We start from the raw sequence: 20,468 nt of genomic DNA on the forward strand, positions 1-20,468 counted from the left end.
ATGTGCTTGATAAAGGTTCTACAGATAATAATTCAAGAGAGTAATAGTAAATGGAGGAACAAATGATGCAACAAATTAAAAAAATAGGAAACTCATTTTGGTATATGACACCAGTTTCTGAAACAGATAGACCTATATTAGGAATGGTCATTGGAAAAGAAAAAACGTTAATGATCGATGCAGGGAATTCAGAGGAACATGCACAATTATTTTTAGAAATGTTAAAAGAAAAAAATGTATCGAATCCTGATTTTGTAGCACTAACGCATTGGCATTGGGATCATATTTTTGGATTATCTGTATTACAGAATGCATTAACTATTTCACACGCTGAAACGAAAAAAGAAATGCAGGCAATAGTATCTTATGAATGGACAGATGAAGCGTTGGACGCACGCGTAAAAGAGGGTATGGAAATTGCATTTTGTGCGGATTGCATCAAAAAAGAGTTTGAAGAAAAAGCGAGAAATATTAAAATTATTCTTCCAACCTTAACGTTCCAGGATCAAATTGAATTAGACCTTGGTGAGGTGACCTGCGTGTTAAAACATGTGGGCGGAGATCATGCACATGATTCAGTTGTTATGTACATAAAAGAAGAAAAGATATTGTTTTTAGGAGACTGTATATATGCAGATATTTTTTCTTCGAAGTGGAACTATACGACGAAAAGAACGTTTGCATTAATAGATGAATTAGAAAAATTTGATGCTGAGACATATATTCTCTCTCATGGGGAAGCGATAAATCGAGAGGAGTTTTTACAAGAGATTCGTATGTTAAAAACAGTAGGAACTTATACTGAAATACATAAAGGCGATGAAGGGAAGATAAAGGAAGCGTATAAACGAGACATAGATAGAGAATTAAATGAAGATGAATTAGAAACAATAACGTTTTTTGTAAATGGTTATGAAATGAATAATCAATAAGACACGACATGAATCCAATATAATTAAATTGCACAAAAAGAGTATTGAAATTTAATTCAATACTCTTTTCAATACTTAAATATGTAGTTTCAACCAAATTCTAAATGGGGAATCATTGTCTGGAGGGGTGTCATTCTATTTATTTTTCGTATAGATAGTGGTTCAAGTAGAAGCTTTCTTTACTAATTCAGTTATATAGTTGAAAAATCCATTGTGGTTTACATCATATACTACATTTACAGGTCGCCCACCATCAAATTCCACTGTACGCCCCTGGCTTGGTCCGTATGTATGAACGATACTATTAATCGTTTGAGTTTTTGCGAGGTTAGTGTTTCCGACAAGCGCAGTTGTTAGTACATCCCACAAGTAGTAAGTAGAGTTCGTTGAAAAGTGAACGAGGGGAGGAACCATCGCATAGCATTGGCCAAGGAAGTCTACACCAATATAATTTCGTTCTTTTGCCCAACGTTCACGTATGTCTATAGTTAATGGAACTTGGTTTGTACTTTCTAGTGTCACTAAGTCGATTTCAATTTTTGATTCCCATACACGAGCCACTGCTTCAGGGTCCCAAAATGAATTCCACTCAGCTGTTCCGTCATGCTCTGGTTCATGTACATTGCCTGCGGTAAGAAATGTACCACCCATCCAAACGAGACGTTCAATTTTATCTTCGACTATGGGAGCTTCATATAATGCACGAGCAAGGTCAGTTAGGGGTCCCGTAAATAATAAAGTTGTTTTTCCTTCCGTTTGTAGAAGCGTTTCTATTAAGTGATGATGTGCAGACTTTGCTGCTACAGGTGTTATAACTTTTCCAGCCTCATTTAAAATTGGTAAAGCATCTACATAAAATGCATGCATCCGCCAGTCTTTTGGAAATGGATTTTTCGCACGGGAATTTGATGCGGCTACTTCAATATATTCTTTGCCGAAGCGATCAATAATTTTGCGACTTGCAGATATTGCTGGTTCCAAATAGCAATCAGCAGGGATAACTGAAACACCTGTAAGTTTGACATTATCCATCTGAAGTAATAAAAATAGTGAAATTAAATCATCTACACCACCATCATGATTGAAGTACACTTTTTTCATCATTGTAATCTCCATCCTATTTGATTTAGTTAGAAATTAAACATGCATTGAGGAGAAGTCATCAATAATTTCGACTACTTCAATTTCGCCATTAATGAGTAGCTCAGGGAGTTCGTTATTCACATTTCCTTTCCAATATTCTCTAGCTTGTTCCATTTTTTGAGAAAAAGGAATAGCATCTTCTTTCGGTAAAAGATTCCCGTCACCTTCAAAAGAACTTCCGATTACTCGTAGTTTAACAATCTGCAAAACTTCTCGATTGTAAGAATCAAATAATGCTTTCCATTTTAAAGCATCTTCATAGCTTTTAGCAGCATATAAACAAGACAATCTTGATGGATAATCAGGATATTCTTGCAGCCTAACCATTTCCACAATCGTTTCTCTAATGGCTCTAATTGTTTGATCCATGTAATTCATAACGACTGTAGCATTTTCATTCTTTATATGTAATTCTTCATTTGTATAATGTTCTTTTAAAATTTGTATAGAATCTTTACCATTAGAATTTAAATGTTTTCTTTCAAAAAAGAAGTGGAATAGCGTATTCGTTTGATTTTTATTAAATTGAATGCTTTGTCCGATCTTCATTTTTTTCCTTGTTACGATATGATATACGAAAAATCCTTGTTCATTCATGGTTCTCCTCCTAGTAGTAATGTTTCAATTTAGTAATTCAACATTGAAATATATAAAACCTTTATAAGTAAAAGTGAGAATTTGAGTTGAAAGCAAAGAAAATATATGAAAACGTTTTAAATTTGTTCACAAAATGTTCACTTACGAAGAGGTTTCCAATATCGATATAATGACAAAGACTCAAAGAGAAAGGATGATGAATTTTGCCAACAACAAGAAAGGAAAATCTCCAATTTGGTATGATGATGTGCCTTGGGATGGTTATCGTAATGACGTTTTACAATTTACTAATGAATGGATCAGGAGGACAGATTCATATTAAGGAGATTGCATTAGAGCTATTAATTGGATTTATTATTGCACTATTAGTTGAAATATGTATCGTTGGACCTTGTGCGAAAAAAATTGTATTCATGTTGCCATTTGACAAATCTAAGAAAATAAATATTATCGTTGCAATGGCGACAACTATGGTAATCGGAATGGTGTTCTTTATGTCATTTTTCGGTATGGCTATGATGCATTTACATGGTGGACTACAAGGAGATTCATTTGTTTCAATTTATTTTACAATTTTTATTAAAAATTTCATTATGGCTTATCCATTACAATTAATTATTATGGGGCCACTTGTGCGTTTCTTATTTGCAAAGTTTATTTTGAAGAATAAAGCTGTAAAAGTAGCGTAAATGAATTTGTATTATCTAATTATAAAAATTATATAATATTAAATGTGATCTATTGAAAGATTGTAGCATGCATAATGAAGATAATCTAAATCATACGTTTAGTTAGGTGAAAACATTATGAAAATTAGGAAGGTATTATGATTCAAAAGAAAAAATATAAGTAGAGCTATGTGTGAAAAAGAGATTTTAAAGTAAAACAGTGATATGTACAAAGAGGGGTGCAAATGCAACCCTCTTTATACATTCTATAAGCTTTACCATGCCAAGGAATATGGTATATGTAAGAGTCTTGATAGGTTTATTGCTTGGATTGAACCAACTTAAAAAAGGATTGTACGTTTTGTGGGCTTGAAAAATTATCAAATACAATAAAATCGTCTCCATGGTTCATAGTTATTTTTTTGATAAAGGGGATTGCAGACATCTCTAATACAACCCCATCCGTATGACTGAAATCTTCTATTTCAGTGTATTTGAATTCCCATTTTAGTCCTTTTCTAAACATAGCATCAGAACAGAACAATAATCTTTTATTTGTAGCAGCTAAAATACCAGATCGGCTCATATAACCAAAATTTATTACGCAGTAGAGTGTAGAAAGAATATTTTCCTCACTGTTTAAGTATTTTTTTATTGTACTTAGATTCGCCTTCATAAGCAGGTCTCCTTATTGTTGAAAGTAAAGTGTAGAGTTGTTTAATCTATTTTACCATATATTAATCTTTTCGGATTTATAAAAGTGTAATTTTCTATAGAATAGAAGCGTCTAGTAAGGACTTTTAGGTGAGGGATGAAAAGGAGAAGAGAATTCTTTTTAGTTTCTAGTACAATAAAAAACAATGAGAATATGACTAGAAATTAAAATATTACTAAATATACGTAACTAATGAATACAATGTCTTTTTCAGTTATTAAGTTGTAAATCATTTTATGATAAAATCTTTTACATAATTTAATAAAGGGGTAGTATTCAATGGGTTATTTCTCAAATGGTTTATTAGTTTTGTTTGTGCTTATCGTATGTAGTTGTATAATTTTTGGTTAATAATATAATGAGAGTCTTATATAAAAGAAGTTATCTCAAGTGAGATAACTTCTTTTTATTTTATGTTGAGAAGGAATTCTATTTTTCTTATTGAAGTTTGTTCTAGTTATTTTCACGTCAATCGCAATTTTCATAAGGGGCATTTTATGGAACATTAACAAACTATAGAATAAGGAGTATTTACATGAAAAATAGTATACACTACACAAGTGAACATCCTACAAAATTTAATGAATTATTAGCTTTATATGAATCTTTAGGATGGAATTCTCTTAAATTAACAGTGAATGAATTAGAACAAATGTGTAAACAAAGTTGGTATGCAATATATGCATTTAAAGAGGAACAATTAATTGGGATGGGGCGTGTTATATCCGATGGAGTAATAACAGGCGTTATTTGTGGTGTATGTGTAATGCCGGAGTATCAGTATATTGGTATTGGAAAAGACATAGTGAAACGATTAATCCATCACTGCGAACAAAACAAGGTTATTCCGCAACTTATGTGTGTGGAAAAATTGCAATCTTATTATGAATCTATAGGGTTTGAAGCATTCTCTATTGGGATGACAAAACATATTATGAGATAGCGGTGCTTTATATTTTCAGTTTACTCGTACATATTTTCAAACTTCAGTTATAAAGGAGAATTGCTGTATGGAGATTGCTAAAGGAGTAGAAATGTTACAACTTGAGTTTCAAGAATTTATCATTCACCCAATTCTTTTATGGGATGATGAAATGGCAGTTTTAATAGATACTGGTTTCCCTGGACAATTCGAAGATATACAAGTAGAGATGGAGAGAGTTGGGGTATCTGTTGATAAGGTAAAAGTTGTGATTTTGACACACCAGGATATAGATCATATAGGTAGCCTTCCTAATGTATTGGAGAATGGTGTAAGCGATATTAAAGTATATGCGCACGAGTTAGATAAGCCATATATTGAGGGAGATTTACCTTTATTGAAAGATGTACATGTAGAGAATCCACCAAAAGGAAAAGTGAGTGACACAGTGATTGACGGGCAAGAACTTCCGTATTGCGGTGGGATACTAATTCTCCATACTCCAGGGCATACTCCAGGGCATATTAGTTTATATTTGAAACCAAGCAAAATTCTTGTCGCTGGAGACTCGATGTATAGTGTGAATGGAGTGTTAGGAGGAGTTCATGCTCCAACAACTTTAAATATTATGGAAGCACGGCAGTCTTTGAAGAAGTATTTAAATCTAGATATTGAATCTGTAGTTTGTTACCACGGGGGATTAAGTAAGGGGAATATAAAGATTCAACTTCAAAATTTGTAAAAGGTAAAGATAATAATTTTTTAATAATGGATGCTAAAGTGTAGTCTAATTGTTGGTATATACATAAAACACTTAAATGATAAAAAAGCATGTTTGAAGAAATACAAACATGCTTTTTTATTAAAGGAAACCCATGTAATTTTAACGTCCTAATCCGTTCCAATAAAAAGAAACGATTTCTTGTGCTAATTCATCTATATTTGTAAGAATAGGATTGTCATTTTCATCTTTAAAATTCCCAATTGATAATAAAGATACGAATGCATGAGCGGCAAATTTAGGGTTTCCTTTTTGGATTTCTCCAAATTGCATCGCTTTAGCGAGTGCTTTTTCTAACACTTCATACATGCTATCTTCAGCTTTTTTTAATTCCTTCAATTGTTCTTCAGATAACGACAATTTTGCATCTTTCATAAAATTTTTCATATCGATATCCATTGTGGCATGTAAGTAAACTTTAGCAAAGTTTAATAATCTCTCTTCTAAAGTATTGTTTGTAGAGAGTATTTGAGACATATTCTCACGTATACGTACCATCATTTGAATCATAGTAGCGGTAAATAAATCTGCTTTTGTTGAATAGTAATAGTAGACGGTTGCTTTCGTAACACCACAAACTTTTGCTACTTCCTCCATAGAAACGACTTGATAATTTTGAGTAAGAAATAACCGAGTTGCAACTTCTAAAATGGTTTCTTTTGTAGATTTTGTATTTTTATTTTGACGAGGCCTTCCAAGAGGGCGTTGTTTTTGTTCCAAATCCATTCGCTCCTGACATGTATTGTTTAGATAATTATAACATAATTTTTATTCATTCTTGATTAATTAACCGACCAGTATATATAATTAATAGTGGAGGAAAAAAGGAAGGTGGGTTTTTTATGAAAAAGCATCCGTTACATATGTTAGGGAGGCTTGTAGCAGGGAAAAATACGCAATGGATCACTTTATCGGTATGGATTCTTATTACGTTATTACTTTCATTTACGTTACCACAAGTAAATAGTACGAAAGAACCGAACCCGAAAAATTTACCTGAAACAGCTATGTCGCAGCAAGCGGAAGCACTTATGAAAAAAGAGTTTCCGAATAATGCGGGGAATCCGTTGTTAGTAGTATGGTATAGGGATGGTGGATTACAGTCACAAGATTATAAACTTATACAAGATGTGTATAAAGAGTTAAAAGCTAGTCCTTTAAAGGAACAATCAACGTTACCACCATTTGATACGATCCCGGAACAAGTATTATCAAAAAGTGCATCAAAAGATGGTACATCATTTGTTACACCGGTATTTTTTAACAAGTCAGCTGGAACAGATATATTAAAAGGAAATCTTGATGATTTAAGAAAGATAGTGAATAGTAAGGTGGATGTAGATCCATTTAAACAAAAAATAAGTGATTCTGGATTACATGTTCGATTATCTGGACCAGTAGGCATTCAAACAGATGCAGTTAGTTTATTTAGTCAAGCAGATGTGAAATTGTTAGTTGCTACTGTACTTCTCGTATTGGTTCTATTAATTTTACTGTACCGTTCACCAATTTTAGCAATTTTACCTTTACTTGTTGTTGGCTTTGCATACGGTGTTATTAGTCCTACACTCGGTTTTTTAGCTGATCACGGATGGATTAAAGTAGATGCCCAAGCGATATCAATTATGACAGTACTATTGTTTGGTGCTGGAACGGATTATTGTCTATTTTTAATTTCGAGATATCGGGAGTACTTGTTAGAAGAAGAAAGCAAATATAAGGCGCTGCAACTTGCAATTAAAGCTTCTGGTGGGGCTATAATAATGAGTGCATTAACTGTTGTACTTGGATTAGGCACATTATTGCTTGCTCATTATGGTGCCTTTCATCGATTTGCAGTACCATTTAGTGTTGCTGTATTCATTATGGGAATCGCTGCTTTAACAATTTTACCAGCTTTATTATTAATTTTCGGTAGAGCCGCATTCTTCCCATTTATACCGAGAACAACTTCGATGAATGAGGAATTTACTAGAAAGAAAAAGAGAGTCGTAAAAGTTAAAAAATCAAAAGGCGCCTTTAGTAACAAACTTGGAGATGTTGTAGTACGAAGACCGTGGACAATCATTATGCTTACTGTATTTGTATTAGGTGGATTGGCTTCATTTGTACCACGTATTCAATACACATATGACCTATTAGAATCGTTTCCAAAGGATATGCCTTCACGCGAAGGGTTTACGTTAATTAGTGATCATTTTTCAGCTGGTGAATTAGCGCCAGTAAAAGTTGTCGTTGATACGAAAGGAAAAGAGCTTCCTATTAAACAAGAACTAGAGAAATTCTCTTTCGTAAAAACAGTGAAAGAGCCAAAAGAGGGGAAAGAAAATAAGCAAATTAAAATGTATGAGGTTTCTTTAGCTGAAAATCCATACTCAATTGAAGCATTAGATCAAATCCCTAAATTGAAAACTCGTGTAGAAAAAGTATTAAAAGATGCTGGGGTTAGTAATGCAGAAGATCGACTATGGATTGGCGGAGAAACGGCTTCATTATATGATACAAAGCAAATTACAGAACGTGATGAAGCGGTTATTATTCCAGTAATGATTAATATTATAGCTTTATTATTACTTGTTTACTTACGATCAATTGTCGCGATGATTTATTTAATTGTAACTGTTGTTTTATCATTTTTCTCTGCATTAGGAGCCGGATGGATATTACTTCACTTCGGTATGGGAGCACCGGCCATTCAAGGTGCAATACCGTTATACGCATTTGTATTTCTAGTTGCTTTAGGTGAAGATTATAATATCTTTATGGTTTCAGAAATATGGAAAAACAAAAAGACACAAAATCATTTGGATGCAGTAAAAAATGGCGTTATACAAACAGGTAGTGTCATTACATCCGCAGGTTTAATTTTAGCTGGAACTTTTGCTGTATTAGGAACACTTCCAATTCAAGTGCTCGTTCAATTTGGTATTGTAACAGCAATTGGTGTATTACTAGATACGTTTATTGTAAGACCACTACTTGTACCGGCAATCACAGTCGTTTTAGGCCGTTTTGCTTTTTGGCCAGGAAAACTTTCAAGGAAGAGTGAAGAGATACAAAAAGTGGATGCGTAGTTGAAAAAGCCAAGGATACTTTCCTTGGCTCTTTCAATGTAATTAATTTTTTGAAGTCAAATCATCAGATGCAGCATGATCAGCATCTTCAATAGCGGTTTCTGGCATTCCATATAAGCCGTTCATTGCTTGCTCTTCGATAGTAAGATTGGCAGTAGTATTATTTTGAATAGGTGTAGCGTTTTCGATAACATTTTCTTTTTTATTTACATTTTTGTTATTCATGTATGAATCCTCCAAATTTCATTTGATTTATTTATAGTATGTGGATGGATTTCCAGAAATATGTGAATGGATTCTTATAGATGTTATATAATTAAATAAACAATTAGAGTGAAATGTAAACTGTTAGGAGTGAACAATTATGGTGAAAGCAAGGAAATTAGCCTCCTAAAATAAAAACTAATTTTTAATTATATACAAGTGAAAATAAATAATAGAAGAGATCATGTTTATATTGCATGGTCTCTTTTTTATTCATTAATAATAAGTAAAAGTGGAAAATATAGGTTTATTTGTAGTTTAATAGTAAGAGAGGTATTGTTTTAATTTTTTTTATTTTCAATCAGCTAAAATTTTAAATGATTTAATAGGGGGTAGTAAAGTGAAGTTCGTAAGTATTGAAAAAGAAGAGATTCTAATTGAGAATATGGCAAAAGTGTATTGTAAAGCATTTGAGAAAACAAATTTCAATGAGATGATTGAGCGAATGAAAAGACATGTAGAATATGCAGATTTTAAAGGTATAGTAGCAATAAATGATGAAAATGAAGTGGTTGGTTTTACTTATGGTTATCGTTCATTAGAAGGACAGTACTATAGTCAATTAATGAGAGAAGCGTTAAATCTAGAGCAAGTAGAAGAGTGGTTACAAGATTGTTTTGAATTTGTAGAGTTAGCAGTTCATCCACAACATCAAAATGAAGGTCTTGGAACGAAATTACATAATGAACTACTAAAAGGGATTTTAAATAGAACGAGTGTTTTAACAACACAAATAAACAATGAAAAAGCGCGTTCGTTATATGAAAGATTAGAGTGGGTAAATATATTGGAGCCATTTCACCCAAGTACAAATGATGTTCCATATATAATAATGGGAAAAACTTTAAAAACAAAAGTGAATTGATAATTATTTCGTTCGCAAAGGTTATTAGCTTGTAACAATAAAGGGGAAAACAAAAATGACAATAATATCTATAGAAAAAGCTACAATTTTAGATGCAGAAAAGTTAACAGAAATAATGACAAGAACATTTGATGAAGAAGCAAAACGATGGCTATACGGTCAAGGTGATGTTATTGACTATAACATCCAACCACCAGGGTATTCTTCAGTAGAAATGATGAGATATTCAATCGAAGAATTGAATTGTTACAAAGTGATAATGGATGGAAAAATAATCGGGGGAATTATAGTTACGATCTCAGGTAAATCATATGGCCGAATTGATCGTATTTTTGTAGAGCCTGTTTATCAAGGGAAAGGAATTGGATCAAATGTTATTAAATTAATAGAAGCGGAATATCCAAGCATAAGGATTTGGGATCTCGAAACATCGAGTAGACAAATTAATAATCACCATTTTTATAAAAAGATGGGTTACCAAACAATTTTTGAATCAGAAGATGAGTATTGTTACGTGAAAAGAATAGGAACGAGCTCAAACAAAGAAAGTGTATTTAAAAATGAAGACATGAAAAATAGCCAATACGAAAACTGCAACTTGGAAAATACAGAGTATTATCAAGTAAATTTAAAAAATAGTTCATTTGTTGGCAGCAATATAAGGAATATGAATATGAGCAATTGTAATGTAAGTCAATCCAAGTTTAGAAATATTAATTTTAGAAGTTCTTCATATGCAGATTTAAATCTTTCTGGCAGTAAATTTAGTTTGGTGATTTTAGGTGGAGTTCAATTTAAAGATACAAGTCTTGGAGAAAATAAATATCCTATTTCATTTAATAGATGTGATTTAGAAGGGAGTACGATAAGTAGTAGTAATCTAAAAAATATGGAAATAGAAAATTGTGATATAGCCGGTATGAAAGTAAATGGTATTCCAATGGAAAAGCTGCTTGCGTTATATAATAAAGTAAAAAGTTAACCGGTTAATGTAGATAAGTTTGTTCGTAAAGCTAATATTATGCCGAAATAATTATATAAAAATAACATAAAGAAATAAAGGAGAGAAGGGGTTTCATGCGGGAGGCTAGAATGAATATATGTATTGTTAAGAATATGGAGGGAAGAAAATATGACGATCAAAGTAAGAGCAGTAGAAATACAAGATGCCAGAGCGATTCACCGTATATGCATACAAGATGACGTTTTACCTTATATGATTTTCTTACCTAGCATGCGTGTAGATGCGATGGAAAATAGAATTCGAAATTTAGCACCAAATCAATTTGAATTTGTCGCAGAGTATGATGGGGAAGTTGTAGGATTTGTTGGGTTAACCCAAAGTCCTGGACGTAGATCTCATTCGGGTGATTTGTTTATCGGGGTAGATAGTGAATATCATAATAAAGGCATTGGAAAAGCTCTTCTTACAAAAATGCTTGATTTGGCTGATAATTGGTTAATGTTAGAGAGAGTAGAACTAGGTGTTTTAGAAACGAATCCTAAAGCGAAAACTCTATATGAAAAATTCGGATTTGTAGAAGAGGGAGTAAAGATAGGAAATTTGAAAGCTCACGGAAAGTTTATTAATGAAATTATGATGAGTCGTTTTAGACCTGATGGTTTAATTGTACATAATGGATAGTGAAAGCATGACAGTATAATGTCATGCTTTTTTATTAGAATTTGGTTGTAATAAAAATAATGCAAGACCAATAAAAATAACTGTAATGCCTAGTCCTTGTTGTAAAGAAATAGTCTCATTTAATATAAAGTACGCTAGTTGTAATCAACGATTGTAAAATACCCAATAACAACGGTTTTAAATTCCCCAAAAATAACAGATAATCGTTTCGAAACAAACATCAAAGATGGAGTGAAGAAACGGTGCTGAAGATTGGGGAGTTTTTTATGATTAGAGAGTTATTTCAGAAAGGGTGGACGAAAACAGCCATTGCAGAAGCAACAGGCTTCGATCGTAAAACGATCAGCAAATATCTAAAAAGCAATCAGTTGCCGGAACGTAAGGCAAGCGAGCAGCAGAAAGAGAGTAAGCTCGAACCCTATAAGTCCTACATCCTTCAACGAGTCAAAGAAGGAACAACCAACTGTGTCGTACTGTTAGAGGAAATTCAAACGATGGGTTACGAGGGGAAGATGACAATTTTAAGAGACTTTGTTCGTCCTCTTCGTCAACAGCCAAAGAAACAGGCAACCTTACGGTTTGAAACACCACCAGGGAAACAAGCCCAAATGGATTGGGCGTACGTGGGAAAATACTTAGTGAATGGCAATCTGCAAGACATTTATGCATTTGTGATGATATTAGGTTATTCCCGAATGAAGTACGTAGAGTTTACAACCAACATGAATCTCGAAACCCTCATGAAGTGTCATATGAATGCTTTTTCTTACTTTAATGGGGTACCAGAACAAATTCTCTATGATAATATGAAAACCGTTGTAATCAAGCATAGTCCTGTAGAGATTCGTTTCAATCGCAAGTTTGAGGATTTCTTAGCCTACTATGGGATTGTGCCAAAAGCCTGTCGTCCTAAACGTCCGCAAACAAAGGGGAAAGTAGAAAGAACCATTAAGTATTTGAAAGATAACTTCTTTCAGCGAAAACACGAACCAACTTTACATGCATTAAATGAAGCCGTACGTACATGGTTGGATCAGATAGCTAACAAGAAAACCAATCAGACTACTAATGAGTCACCATTTCAACGATTTGAGCAGGAACAGAAGTTCCTGCAGATATGGGGAGTGAAGCCTCTGTTTCCCACTTCACATTGGGAAACCAGAGAAGTCAGTCGGGACTGTGTGGTGTCGTACCGCGGAAAAAGGTATTCAGTTCCTTACCGTTACGCTGGACAAATGGTTAAGATTAAAGAAACACTCGATCATCATTTAGAGATTTACGATGAACGTGAATGTATCGCAAAACATCCGGTTCTTACAGGAAAAGCAACTACTCATATCCGAATGGAACACTATGATGGGCTACATACAAAAGAAAAAGGGCAGAAAGCGAAGAACGTTGAAGATTTGGCGACCGACGGTCTTCACTCTCATACCCCATCTCCAAATGTGGAAAAACGCCCTCTCGCTGCTTACGCAGCACTGGAAGAAGGTGAGTCTGTATGATGAACGAACTCTTATTGGAGCGTTTAAAGAAGCTCGGCTGGCATCATACAGCCAACCAACTTGATAGTTTACTAGAAGACGCTTCTAAGGATAATGTATCATATTCTGAGTTTCTTCACACTATCGTTTTGCATGAAACGGAGCAACAAGATTCTGATCAACTAGAAAAGCGAATGAAACGGGCAAAGCTGCCTTACACCAAAACGATTCATGATTTTGACTTTACATTTCAACCAAGTCTGAGCGAGAAAAGGGTCAAGGAAACCTTAACATGTCGCTTTATTGCCAATGGGGAAAATCGCATATTACTGGGTCCTCCGGGTGTAGGAAAAACTCATTTAGCCGTCTCCTTTGCGATTGAAGCGATTACCCAAGGATATACAGCCCTATTTTTGTCGGCCGACGACTTAGTGGCTCAGTGCCGCAAGGCCAATGATAAAGGGACACTCCAGCGACTCGTAAATCGTTGGAGTCGTCCAGACGTGTTAATTGTAGATGAAGTAGGTTATTTTCCTTTTGATGAACTAACCGCCAATGTTTTCTTCCAGGTTGTTTCAAAGCGATACGAACAAGGAGCAATGATTTTAACATCTAATAAATCGTACCTTGAATGGGGAAAAGTTTTTGGTGACGATGTATTGGCAACGGCTATCTTGGATCGCCTCTTACATCATGCGATTACATTTAACATCAAGGGTGACTCCTACCGTTTGCGAGAAAAGAAAAAAGCAGGAATTTATCCTGCCCAAACAACGATTTAGCCGTTCATAATGGGGAATTTCATTTCGTTGAAATTGGGGAAATTTGAATCGTTGTTGACACTAGTATACAAGTCCCAATTGTTTCTCCTAAAATGCTCATGGAGATTACAGTAGCACTCATCCATTTTAATAACCAATTAAAAATCGTTTGCCCTAAAATCGTAGCAATAAACGCCAAACCAATAAAGCATAGCCAAGTTTGTGTAGAGTAATGGATAAGAGATTCGTGTTTCATATAAGCAAATATACCAAGAAAACAGGCGCTACTTCCATAACTAATGAGCGAATACGGTATAAGTGACAAATCTTTACGAACATATTGGCTAATGAAAAAGTATGCGGTAATAATTCCTGCCGCAATAAATGCTAAAATATCTCCGTATAAGGCTTCCCCGCTAATTTGGAAATCTTGCCAGCCAATGATGATACTTCCTGAAATAGCAATGAGACAACCGATAATCGCGCCTCTCGTAAACCTTTCCTTGAATAAAAAATAACCACCAATCATTGAGAATAAAGGTTGTAACGTTACGATAACAGTAGAGCTTGCTACAGAAGTATATTGTAACGATTCAAACCATAGTACATAATGTGCAGCTAAAAATAGCCCAGAAATGAATCCGAATCCCCATTGTCTTCTTGTTATTGTTTTTAGTTCGTTTCGATTGTTTCGATTAAAAAGTAATAATGGCAACAGAATTAATGCAGCGAAAAATAATCGATAAAAAGCAATGATAGTTGCAGGAGCATCTGCCAATTTTACAAAAATCGCTGAAGTTGATAAGGCGAATACACCGAAAAATAAGATGCAATATGAAAGAATAGGTGATTTCAAAGTTTGTCCCTCCGATAGATTGTCTATTATAATGAACTAAATACGATAAAATGTACAAAGGTAAGTATATAAGTCTCGGAGACGATAGAAAAGGATTATTTGCCTTTGTTTAGTAAGTCAACACAAAAGCGATGAAATATATATTATGATGGAAGAAGGAAGGATTTACTATGATACATGATAGGCTTGGACAAACTGTATTAAGTTATCGTAAGAAAAATAAGATGACAATTCGCGAATTTGCGGATTATGCAGGAATTAGTACTTCATTAATTAGTCAAATTGAACGAGGACATGCGAATCCCTCGTTAAGTGTATTGGAATTAATAGCGAAAGCGTTAAATGTACCGCTATTTACATTATTTATTAATGAGATTGATACAGATTCACTCATTTCTAAGAAGAAAGATAGAAAGAAAGTATATCGAGAAAATAGCGATCACATAGTTTACGATGTATTAACACCAGATTTTATGAAAGCGCGTATTGAAATGTTAATGATGGACCTAAATAAACAAGCAAATACAACGGAAAATCACTATTCACATGAAGATAAAGAAGAAATTGCTGTTGTTATGAAAGGAGAAGTTTATGTGGAGTTAGAAGGCAAAGAGTACTTCTTAGAAGAAGGAGATGTTGTACGTATCCCGCCAAATGTGAAACATCGTTTTTTGAATAAGAGTGATGAATCCAATCATATTTTATTTGTATTGACGCCATCTTTAGGATGAGTATAAAGTGATTTTTTTACGGGGGATAGAAAGATGGAAAATAAAACTGTTTTAAAAGGTGGCTTGTCAATTGATTGGGATTTTGGACATGTTTTTAAATTCTCATATAGTTACTTTGATCATATTAGGAGGGCTCCAAAATATAAAGATATAACTTTAGAGAAATTCCGATTTGTTATGAATACGTAATGAAGCCTAATGGTCTGTATTAAGGTACAAAAATATAAATTTATTTGTTGTTAGTATATTATTTTAAAATATGTAAGATTTTACATGAGTATTTTACTTTTACTAATTATGTAAATAGGCTATACTAAAATACATACATTTTAGTATTGGAGAGAGAAGTAAAACGACATGGAATTAGTGAAATTGGAAAAAGTAATTGAAATAAAGAAAGAAGAACTTTTATATTTAGTATCAGATTACGGAATTCAACATGAAAAAGTATTGGCATTAAGTCAAGAAATAGACAAACTGATTAATTACTTTATGTTTTTAAAATAGGAAGAACTATGACATGATGTGAAAATGTTATAGTTCTTTTTTATTTGGAAATTCAGATGTATATTCTATATACTAATAATAGATGGAATATTCTGTTTTAGAGGAGGCGGATACATGATATTACATACGTACATTTCAGGAGAAGGGGAACCAATCGTACTTTTACATTCTGGTGGTATGACAGGTTTAGTAGAATATGAAGAGCAGGTAGCATTTTTTCGAGAACAAAATTATCAAGTCATTCGCCCTGATTTAAGAGGGCATGGAAAATCAGGGGGGACATTGGAGAATTATTTCCTACGTTCTGCAAAGGATTTATATGATACGTTAGAGCATCTACAAATTGATAGATGTCATATAGCGGGTGTTTCACTAGGGGGATTAATCGCTTTATTATTTGCAAAAAAGTATCCAGAGAAAGTGAGAACATTAACTTTTTCAGGAATCTTTCCGGTTAAGAGGGATAATTGGGAAGAGTCTCTGGAGTATGAAGCGAAGTGTCACGAGCAATTGATGAAAAATGAAGAAGTTATAACGTATATGAATCAAATTCATGAAAAAAGTGATTGGAAAGCATTGCTTGAATCGTGGCAAGTTAAAGATTGGTATCCTTTCGATGAAACTGGTGATGTAGCGAATCTTCAAATACCTACACTCTGTATTGCTGGGGGAGATTCAGAAGATGAAGTTACAGCTGTTACAACGTTCAAACAATTAAACGGAAATATTCATATTGCCGTTATTCCGTTTGCCGGTCATTTAGTACATAATGATCAACCAAAAATTTATTCGGATATATTGTCTAATTTCTTACAGAATGCGCAAGTTGCTAGTCGAATATAAGGACTTTTGGGTATAATAATAAAGGAATTATTAATTGTATCGGTTAGGAGCGCAATACATATGAAAACAGTTGTTGTCATCGGTGGAGGTATAACGGGACTTTCTACTATGTTTTATTTAGAAAAATTAAAAAAGGATTATAATATAGATTTAAATTTAATCCTTGTAGAAAAAGAAGAGTACTTAGGTGGGAAAATCCATAGTGTAGAAGAAAAGGATTTTATTATGGAATCCGGAGCAGATTCTATCGTTGCTCGTAATGAACATGTCATGCCGCTTATAAAAGATTTAAATTTAGAAGAAGAAATGGTATATAATGAAACGGGTATTTCTTACATATATTCGGATAATATTTTACATCCAATTCCTTCTGATACTATATTTGGGATACCGATGAGTGCCCGATCGTTGTTTAGCAGTACGCTAGTATCAACGAAAGGGAAAATTGTTGCTTTAAAAGATTTCATAACGAAAAATAAAGAGTTTACAAAAGATACTTCTCTTGCTGTATTTTTAGAAAGCTTTTTAGGAAAAGAGTTAGTAGAAAGACAAATTGCTCCGGTGCTTTCAGGTGTATATTCTGGTAAATTGAATGAGCTTACTATGGCGTCTACACTACCGTATTTACTGGATTATAAAAATAAATATGGAAGTATTATTAAAGGTTTTGAAGAGAATAAAAAGCAGTTTCAATCAGCAGGAAACAAAAAGTTCGTATCATTTAAAGGTGGATTATCTACGATTATTGATCGTTTAGAAGAAGTGCTGACTGAGACGGTTGTTAAGAAGGGTGTTGTAACGACAGCTGTAAGTAAACAAGGTAATCGCTATGAAGTCTCCTTTGCAAATCACGAATCAATCCAAGCTGATTATGTTGTTTTAGCAACTCCGCATGATATCGCAGAAAGTTTATTACAGTCTAATGAGTTAAACGAGCAGTTTCATACATTTAAAAATTCATCACTTATAAGTATTTACTTAGGATTTGACATACTAGATGAACAATTACCAGCGGACGGCACAGGATTTATCGTAACAGAAAACAGTGATTTACATTGTGATGCTTGTACATGGACAAGCCGGAAGTGGAAACATACATCTGGAAACCAAAAGCTATTAGTGAGAATGTTTTATAAGAGTACGAATCCGGTATATGAAACGATTAAAAATTATAATGAAGAAAAACTAGTACGAGTCGCTTTATATGATATTGAAAAGAGTCTCGGAATTAAAGGTGAACCAGAAGTAGTTGAAGTGACAAAATGGAAAGATTTAATGCCGAAATATCATTTAGAACATAATCAAGCAGTTCAAACATTACAAGAAAAAATGACGGATCTATATCCTAATGTATACTTAGCAGGTGCCTCATATTACGGTGTCGGTATTGGTGCGTGTATTGGAAATGGAAAGAACACTGCAAATAAGATAATTGCAACATTAAATGAACCGACAAATTAATATAGCATACATATATAAATAAAATGTCCCTCCAATATAACGGAGGGACATTTTATTTATTTTACTTGAATTGAGATCTTTTTATTCGTTGTATGATTCTCAGTAATCGTTAATGTTATATTACCGGATTCTTTAAATGAATATGATGAGAGTTGATAAAGCTCTTTTATACCATGTTTCTCTTTTAATTTATTGGCAGGAAGTAATGTTATGTTCGGTTTCCATGTTTCCTGTTTACCTGAAGGATAGTTTACTATTATTTCTGGATTATTTAATTGCATTGGTTTCCAAGAGGCAAAATGTAGCTTAACTTCTGTATCTTTTTTTAATAATTCTTCTGAGAAATATCCAAGCTCTCCAACGTTACCGAAAACAGTAAAGTTTTGATTTTGTAATGTGATATCTAAATGTTTAGGTTGATATGTTGCTGCGTGATAGATTCCATATGAAAGAGAAAGAGTAGCGGCGATTAAAATGCTGATTGAAAATGTCTTAAAGCTATTGCCTTTAAAACTAGTCATCATGAATGAGTTTGGAGTGAACTTTTTTGCGAATAAAAATATGAGTAATATGAGTAAGAGGGATAAGCTGATGAATATATACAAAGGAAATTTACACCTCCACAATAAAATAATGTATTGACTATATTTTACCATAAATGTATGGGGTAGGGTGTTGTTTTAGAAGGGAAAAGTGAGTATGGAATAAAGAGATGATCAATGTACTATGATCATCTCTTTATTTTTCGCATCATGTAAATGCAAGAAGGGTTACTCTTAGTTCGTATTGAATTAAGAGGGTAGGCTACTCTTGAAATATTTGATTAATGGGACATTGAGGACTTTCCTAATTATAAATATGTTTTCTGCTATAATGAATAAGTAGAAAGAAAGGAGTGATCCTATGGCATTTCCTATATTAGAAACAGAACGTTTGCGTTTAGTTGAAATAGAACAATCTTATTGTCAAAAAATATATGAAATCTTTTCATTGGATGAGGTAACGTGTTATTACGGTATGAATTCTTTTACAGAGTTTGGACAAGCTTCACGTATGATTGAATCTTTTTTAAAAAATTACTTTGAGAAAAAGGCAATACGATGGGGGATTGTATTAAAAGAAACAAATACTTTAATAGGTACAATTGGATTAAATAATTTACAATTATGGAGTAAACGATCTGAAATTGGATATGACTTACATCCTCGTTATTGGGGGAATGGTTATGCGTCAGAAGCAGCCAGGGAAATTATTCGTTATGGATTTCAAGATTTAGGCTTATTTAGAATTGGTGCTATTACATACCCTGAAAATGTTACTTCTTGTAAAATGTTATGTAAAATAGGTTTTCATAAAGAAGGATTATTACGTGGATATATTCATCAAGGAAATAAGCAACATGATGCATTATTGTATTCTATAGTTCGAACGGATGTTGAAGATTTAAATTTATAATAAAAAACCCCTCTTAAATAAGAGGGGTTAAGTAAAAAATTAACCTAACTTAGGTAATAAACGTTCTCCGCTTTTCATGCTACTTTTACATAAAGGGCATTTAGGCTCTTCTTCAAATGAAAAGTTCTTTCTCATCCATCCTAAACAATCCTCTGCTTCACATTCCCAGACAGGGGTTTGTTCTGGTGGTACTTCTGCTACATCGTTCTTTCGATTGCGATACATGTAACCACTCCTTTTATGTAAAAAATTTTAGTTATATATTAAAAAGGTTGTTAACCGTGCTGGTAACAACCTTTTTATTGTTTGAATTATAGCTTTACAACGTTTTTAGCTTGAGGTCCACGGTTACCGTCTTCAACTTCGAAGCTAACTTCTTGACCTTCGTCAAGAGATTTGAAGCCGTCGCCAGTGATAGCTGAGAAGTGAACGAATACGTCGTTGCCACCTTCAACTTCGATGAAACCGAAACCTTTTTCGCTGTTAAACCATTTTACTTTACCTGTTAATGTCATGGTAATGCCTCCTAAAAATTAAAAAGATTACAATATGTTCGGCCTTATTTGAATGAAAAATAAAATTTCACATATTATCAAAAACCCATAAGGAATATAAAATGTTCCTTATTGATACTTGATAATATGCAAAGAAAATATACTGTTAAATTGACCTTAATTACTATCTTACAACAAATGGTGGGAAATAGCAAGTGCTGGTAATACCAGTGTGAAATAGGATGGTAAAAGACACAAAAACATCTCTTT

General features: G+C 33.4%; 25 protein-coding genes and 1 pseudogene. 16 read left to right on the forward strand and 10 right to left on the reverse strand.

The features are described 5' to 3' along the window. Positions 1 to 65 precede the first annotated feature (65 nt). Positions 66 to 932 (forward strand): MBL fold metallo-hydrolase, encoded by an 867-nt coding sequence (locus EGX95_RS10420; protein WP_001184076.1) that lies wholly within the window; start codon positions 66 to 68, stop codon positions 930 to 932. A gap of 162 nt (positions 933 to 1,094) precedes the next feature. Here EGX95_RS10420 and EGX95_RS10425 read toward each other — a convergent pair whose 3' ends face one another. Together EGX95_RS10425 and EGX95_RS10430 are read right to left on the reverse strand one after the other, a co-directional pair. Beyond that, positions 1,095 to 2,036: a nucleoside hydrolase gene (locus EGX95_RS10425; RefSeq protein ID WP_012580672.1), complete on the reverse strand. Its 942-nt coding sequence runs from the start codon at positions 2,034 to 2,036 to the stop codon at positions 1,095 to 1,097. A gap of 33 nt (positions 2,037 to 2,069) precedes the next feature. Then, on the reverse strand, positions 2,070 to 2,672 hold the full coding sequence (locus tag EGX95_RS10430; RefSeq protein WP_001005240.1) for a DUF2441 domain-containing protein: 603 nt from the start codon (positions 2,670 to 2,672) through the stop codon (positions 2,070 to 2,072). A 203-nt stretch (positions 2,673 to 2,875) separates the two neighbouring features. On the opposite strand from EGX95_RS10430, the gene EGX95_RS10435 reads away from it, so the two are divergent. After that, positions 2,876 to 3,361: a DUF2798 domain-containing protein gene (locus EGX95_RS10435; protein ID WP_001143419.1), complete on the forward strand. Its 486-nt coding sequence runs from the start codon at positions 2,876 to 2,878 to the stop codon at positions 3,359 to 3,361. 298 nt (positions 3,362 to 3,659) lie between these two features. Here EGX95_RS10435 and EGX95_RS10440 read toward each other — a convergent pair whose 3' ends face one another. Beyond that, complete coding sequence (locus tag EGX95_RS10440; protein WP_000646627.1) at positions 3,660 to 4,016, reverse strand: PH domain-containing protein; 357 nt, start codon at positions 4,014 to 4,016, stop codon at positions 3,660 to 3,662. Between the two features lie 574 nt (positions 4,017 to 4,590). Between EGX95_RS10440 and EGX95_RS10445 the strand changes: the two genes are divergently transcribed. Both EGX95_RS10445 and EGX95_RS10450 read left to right on the forward strand, forming a co-directional pair. Beyond that, positions 4,591 to 4,998 (forward strand): GNAT family N-acetyltransferase, encoded by a 408-nt coding sequence (locus EGX95_RS10445; RefSeq protein ID WP_000797949.1) that lies wholly within the window; start codon positions 4,591 to 4,593, stop codon positions 4,996 to 4,998. Between the two features lie 67 nt (positions 4,999 to 5,065). Continuing rightward, positions 5,066 to 5,719 (forward strand): MBL fold metallo-hydrolase, encoded by a 654-nt coding sequence (locus tag EGX95_RS10450; RefSeq protein WP_000401488.1) that lies wholly within the window; start codon positions 5,066 to 5,068, stop codon positions 5,717 to 5,719. A gap of 141 nt (positions 5,720 to 5,860) precedes the next feature. Here EGX95_RS10450 and EGX95_RS10455 read toward each other — a convergent pair whose 3' ends face one another. Then, a complete protein-coding gene (locus tag EGX95_RS10455) occupies positions 5,861 to 6,478 on the reverse strand; it encodes a TetR/AcrR family transcriptional regulator (protein WP_000436042.1) in 618 nt (205 codons plus the stop codon). 122 nt (positions 6,479 to 6,600) lie between these two features. On the opposite strand from EGX95_RS10455, the gene EGX95_RS10460 reads away from it, so the two are divergent. Further along, positions 6,601 to 8,832 (forward strand): MMPL family transporter, encoded by a 2,232-nt coding sequence (locus EGX95_RS10460; protein WP_063246624.1) that lies wholly within the window; start codon positions 6,601 to 6,603, stop codon positions 8,830 to 8,832. 42 nt (positions 8,833 to 8,874) lie between these two features. On the opposite strand, the gene EGX95_RS10465 is transcribed toward EGX95_RS10460, so the two are convergent. Further along, positions 8,875 to 9,057: a DUF4021 domain-containing protein gene (locus EGX95_RS10465; RefSeq protein ID WP_001060699.1), complete on the reverse strand. Its 183-nt coding sequence runs from the start codon at positions 9,055 to 9,057 to the stop codon at positions 8,875 to 8,877. A 379-nt stretch (positions 9,058 to 9,436) separates the two neighbouring features. Here EGX95_RS10465 and EGX95_RS10470 point away from each other — a divergent pair, with 379 nt between their 5' ends. From EGX95_RS10470 to EGX95_RS10480, 3 genes are all read left to right on the forward strand, one after another. Continuing rightward, positions 9,437 to 9,961 carry a GNAT family N-acetyltransferase gene (locus EGX95_RS10470; RefSeq protein ID WP_000673975.1) on the forward strand — a complete coding sequence of 175 codons (525 nt, stop codon included), beginning with the start codon at positions 9,437 to 9,439 and terminating at the stop codon, positions 9,959 to 9,961. A 55-nt stretch (positions 9,962 to 10,016) separates the two neighbouring features. Then, complete coding sequence (locus EGX95_RS10475; RefSeq protein ID WP_000152627.1) at positions 10,017 to 10,943, forward strand: GNAT family N-acetyltransferase; 927 nt, start codon at positions 10,017 to 10,019, stop codon at positions 10,941 to 10,943. Positions 10,944 to 11,093: 150 nt separating this feature from the next. Further along, positions 11,094 to 11,606 carry a GNAT family N-acetyltransferase gene (locus tag EGX95_RS10480; RefSeq protein WP_000153560.1) on the forward strand — a complete coding sequence of 171 codons (513 nt, stop codon included), beginning with the start codon at positions 11,094 to 11,096 and terminating at the stop codon, positions 11,604 to 11,606. A 21-nt stretch (positions 11,607 to 11,627) separates the two neighbouring features. On the opposite strand, the pseudogene EGX95_RS10485 reads toward EGX95_RS10480, so the two are convergent. After that, positions 11,628 to 11,744: pseudogene (locus tag EGX95_RS10485) on the reverse strand (EamA family transporter); the annotation flags it as partial. A gap of 104 nt (positions 11,745 to 11,848) precedes the next feature. On the opposite strand from EGX95_RS10485, the gene istA reads away from it, so the two are divergent. After that, positions 11,849 to 13,111, forward strand: coding sequence for an IS21 family transposase (gene istA, locus EGX95_RS10490; RefSeq protein ID WP_002073783.1), 1,263 nt, complete (start codon positions 11,849 to 11,851; stop codon positions 13,109 to 13,111). After that, positions 13,108 to 13,872, forward strand: coding sequence for an IS21-like element helper ATPase IstB (gene istB / locus EGX95_RS10495; RefSeq protein ID WP_000980839.1), 765 nt, complete (start codon positions 13,108 to 13,110; stop codon positions 13,870 to 13,872). The genes istA and istB overlap by 4 nt, the downstream gene beginning before the upstream one ends. Positions 13,873 to 13,891: 19 nt before the next feature. On the opposite strand, the gene EGX95_RS10500 is transcribed toward istB, so the two are convergent. Further along, positions 13,892 to 14,707 carry a DMT family transporter gene (locus EGX95_RS10500; protein ID WP_123805501.1) on the reverse strand — a complete coding sequence of 272 codons (816 nt, stop codon included), beginning with the start codon at positions 14,705 to 14,707 and terminating at the stop codon, positions 13,892 to 13,894. A 170-nt stretch (positions 14,708 to 14,877) separates the two neighbouring features. Between EGX95_RS10500 and EGX95_RS10505 the strand changes: the two genes are divergently transcribed. The 5 genes from EGX95_RS10505 (at position 14,878) to EGX95_RS10520 (ending at position 18,249) form a co-directional block, all read left to right on the forward strand. Continuing rightward, positions 14,878 to 15,438 carry a helix-turn-helix domain-containing protein gene (locus tag EGX95_RS10505; protein WP_000581024.1) on the forward strand — a complete coding sequence of 187 codons (561 nt, stop codon included), beginning with the start codon at positions 14,878 to 14,880 and terminating at the stop codon, positions 15,436 to 15,438. A 33-nt stretch (positions 15,439 to 15,471) separates the two neighbouring features. Further along, positions 15,472 to 15,627 (forward strand): hypothetical protein, encoded by a 156-nt coding sequence (locus tag EGX95_RS30355; RefSeq protein ID WP_000428945.1) that lies wholly within the window; start codon positions 15,472 to 15,474, stop codon positions 15,625 to 15,627. Positions 15,628 to 15,795: 168 nt separating this feature from the next. Further along, entirely contained in the window at positions 15,796 to 15,945 is a 150-nt protein-coding gene (locus EGX95_RS10510; protein WP_000424361.1) for an aspartyl-phosphate phosphatase Spo0E family protein, read from the forward strand. Between the two features lie 114 nt (positions 15,946 to 16,059). After that, on the forward strand, positions 16,060 to 16,788 hold the full coding sequence (locus EGX95_RS10515) for an alpha/beta fold hydrolase (protein ID WP_000600658.1): 729 nt from the start codon (positions 16,060 to 16,062) through the stop codon (positions 16,786 to 16,788). A gap of 60 nt (positions 16,789 to 16,848) precedes the next feature. Beyond that, positions 16,849 to 18,249 (forward strand): protoporphyrinogen oxidase, encoded by a 1,401-nt coding sequence (locus EGX95_RS10520; RefSeq protein ID WP_000860369.1) that lies wholly within the window; start codon positions 16,849 to 16,851, stop codon positions 18,247 to 18,249. 56 nt (positions 18,250 to 18,305) lie between these two features. Here EGX95_RS10520 and EGX95_RS10525 read toward each other — a convergent pair whose 3' ends face one another. After that, complete coding sequence (locus tag EGX95_RS10525; RefSeq protein WP_000275268.1) at positions 18,306 to 18,854, reverse strand: hypothetical protein; 549 nt, start codon at positions 18,852 to 18,854, stop codon at positions 18,306 to 18,308. A gap of 298 nt (positions 18,855 to 19,152) precedes the next feature. On the opposite strand from EGX95_RS10525, the gene EGX95_RS10530 reads away from it, so the two are divergent. Then, entirely contained in the window at positions 19,153 to 19,704 is a 552-nt protein-coding gene (locus tag EGX95_RS10530) for a GNAT family N-acetyltransferase (RefSeq protein ID WP_123805503.1), read from the forward strand. A gap of 39 nt (positions 19,705 to 19,743) precedes the next feature. Here the strand turns inward: EGX95_RS10530 and EGX95_RS10535 are convergent, their stop codons facing one another. Together EGX95_RS10535 and cspD are read right to left on the reverse strand one after the other, a co-directional pair. Next, on the reverse strand, positions 19,744 to 19,929 hold the full coding sequence (locus EGX95_RS10535) for a cold-shock protein (protein ID WP_000286198.1): 186 nt from the start codon (positions 19,927 to 19,929) through the stop codon (positions 19,744 to 19,746). An 86-nt stretch (positions 19,930 to 20,015) separates the two neighbouring features. Beyond that, entirely contained in the window at positions 20,016 to 20,219 is a 204-nt protein-coding gene (gene cspD / locus EGX95_RS10540) for a cold-shock protein CspD (protein ID WP_000176368.1), read from the reverse strand. Positions 20,220 to 20,468: the final 249 nt, after the last annotated feature.

This window comes from Bacillus sp. FDAARGOS_527 (genome assembly GCF_003812125.1).
Classification (GTDB): Bacteria; Bacillota; Bacilli; order Bacillales; family Bacillaceae_G; genus Bacillus_A; species Bacillus_A paranthracis.

Bases quoted from the DNA above. Each gene is read 5' to 3' on its own strand.
- EGX95_RS10420 (WP_001184076.1), top strand. From the start codon at position 66: ATGCAACAAATTAAAAAAATAGGAAACTCATTTTGGTATATGACACCA.
- EGX95_RS10425 (WP_012580672.1), bottom strand. From the start codon at position 2,036: ATGATGAAAAAAGTGTACTTCAATCATGATGGTGGTGTAGATGATTTA.
- EGX95_RS10430 (WP_001005240.1), bottom strand. From the start codon at position 2,672: ATGAATGAACAAGGATTTTTCGTATATCATATCGTAACAAGGAAAAAA.
- EGX95_RS10440 (WP_000646627.1), bottom strand. From the start codon at position 4,016: ATGAAGGCGAATCTAAGTACAATAAAAAAATACTTAAACAGTGAGGAA.
- EGX95_RS10445 (WP_000797949.1), top strand. From the start codon at position 4,591: ATGAAAAATAGTATACACTACACAAGTGAACATCCTACAAAATTTAAT.
- EGX95_RS10450 (WP_000401488.1), top strand. From the start codon at position 5,066: ATGGAGATTGCTAAAGGAGTAGAAATGTTACAACTTGAGTTTCAAGAA.
- EGX95_RS10460 (WP_063246624.1), top strand. From the start codon at position 6,601: ATGAAAAAGCATCCGTTACATATGTTAGGGAGGCTTGTAGCAGGGAAA.
- EGX95_RS10465 (WP_001060699.1), bottom strand. From the start codon at position 9,057: ATGAATAACAAAAATGTAAATAAAAAAGAAAATGTTATCGAAAACGCT.
- EGX95_RS10475 (WP_000152627.1), top strand. From the start codon at position 10,017: ATGACAATAATATCTATAGAAAAAGCTACAATTTTAGATGCAGAAAAG.
- EGX95_RS10480 (WP_000153560.1), top strand. From the start codon at position 11,094: ATGACGATCAAAGTAAGAGCAGTAGAAATACAAGATGCCAGAGCGATT.
- istB (WP_000980839.1), top strand. From the start codon at position 13,108: ATGATGAACGAACTCTTATTGGAGCGTTTAAAGAAGCTCGGCTGGCAT.
- EGX95_RS10505 (WP_000581024.1), top strand. From the start codon at position 14,878: ATGATACATGATAGGCTTGGACAAACTGTATTAAGTTATCGTAAGAAA.
- EGX95_RS30355 (WP_000428945.1), top strand. From the start codon at position 15,472: ATGGAAAATAAAACTGTTTTAAAAGGTGGCTTGTCAATTGATTGGGAT.
- EGX95_RS10510 (WP_000424361.1), top strand. From the start codon at position 15,796: ATGGAATTAGTGAAATTGGAAAAAGTAATTGAAATAAAGAAAGAAGAA.
- EGX95_RS10515 (WP_000600658.1), top strand. From the start codon at position 16,060: ATGATATTACATACGTACATTTCAGGAGAAGGGGAACCAATCGTACTT.
- EGX95_RS10520 (WP_000860369.1), top strand. From the start codon at position 16,849: ATGAAAACAGTTGTTGTCATCGGTGGAGGTATAACGGGACTTTCTACT.
- EGX95_RS10530 (WP_123805503.1), top strand. From the start codon at position 19,153: ATGGCATTTCCTATATTAGAAACAGAACGTTTGCGTTTAGTTGAAATA.
- EGX95_RS10535 (WP_000286198.1), bottom strand. From the start codon at position 19,929: ATGTATCGCAATCGAAAGAACGATGTAGCAGAAGTACCACCAGAACAA.
- cspD (WP_000176368.1), bottom strand. From the start codon at position 20,219: ATGACATTAACAGGTAAAGTAAAATGGTTTAACAGCGAAAAAGGTTTC.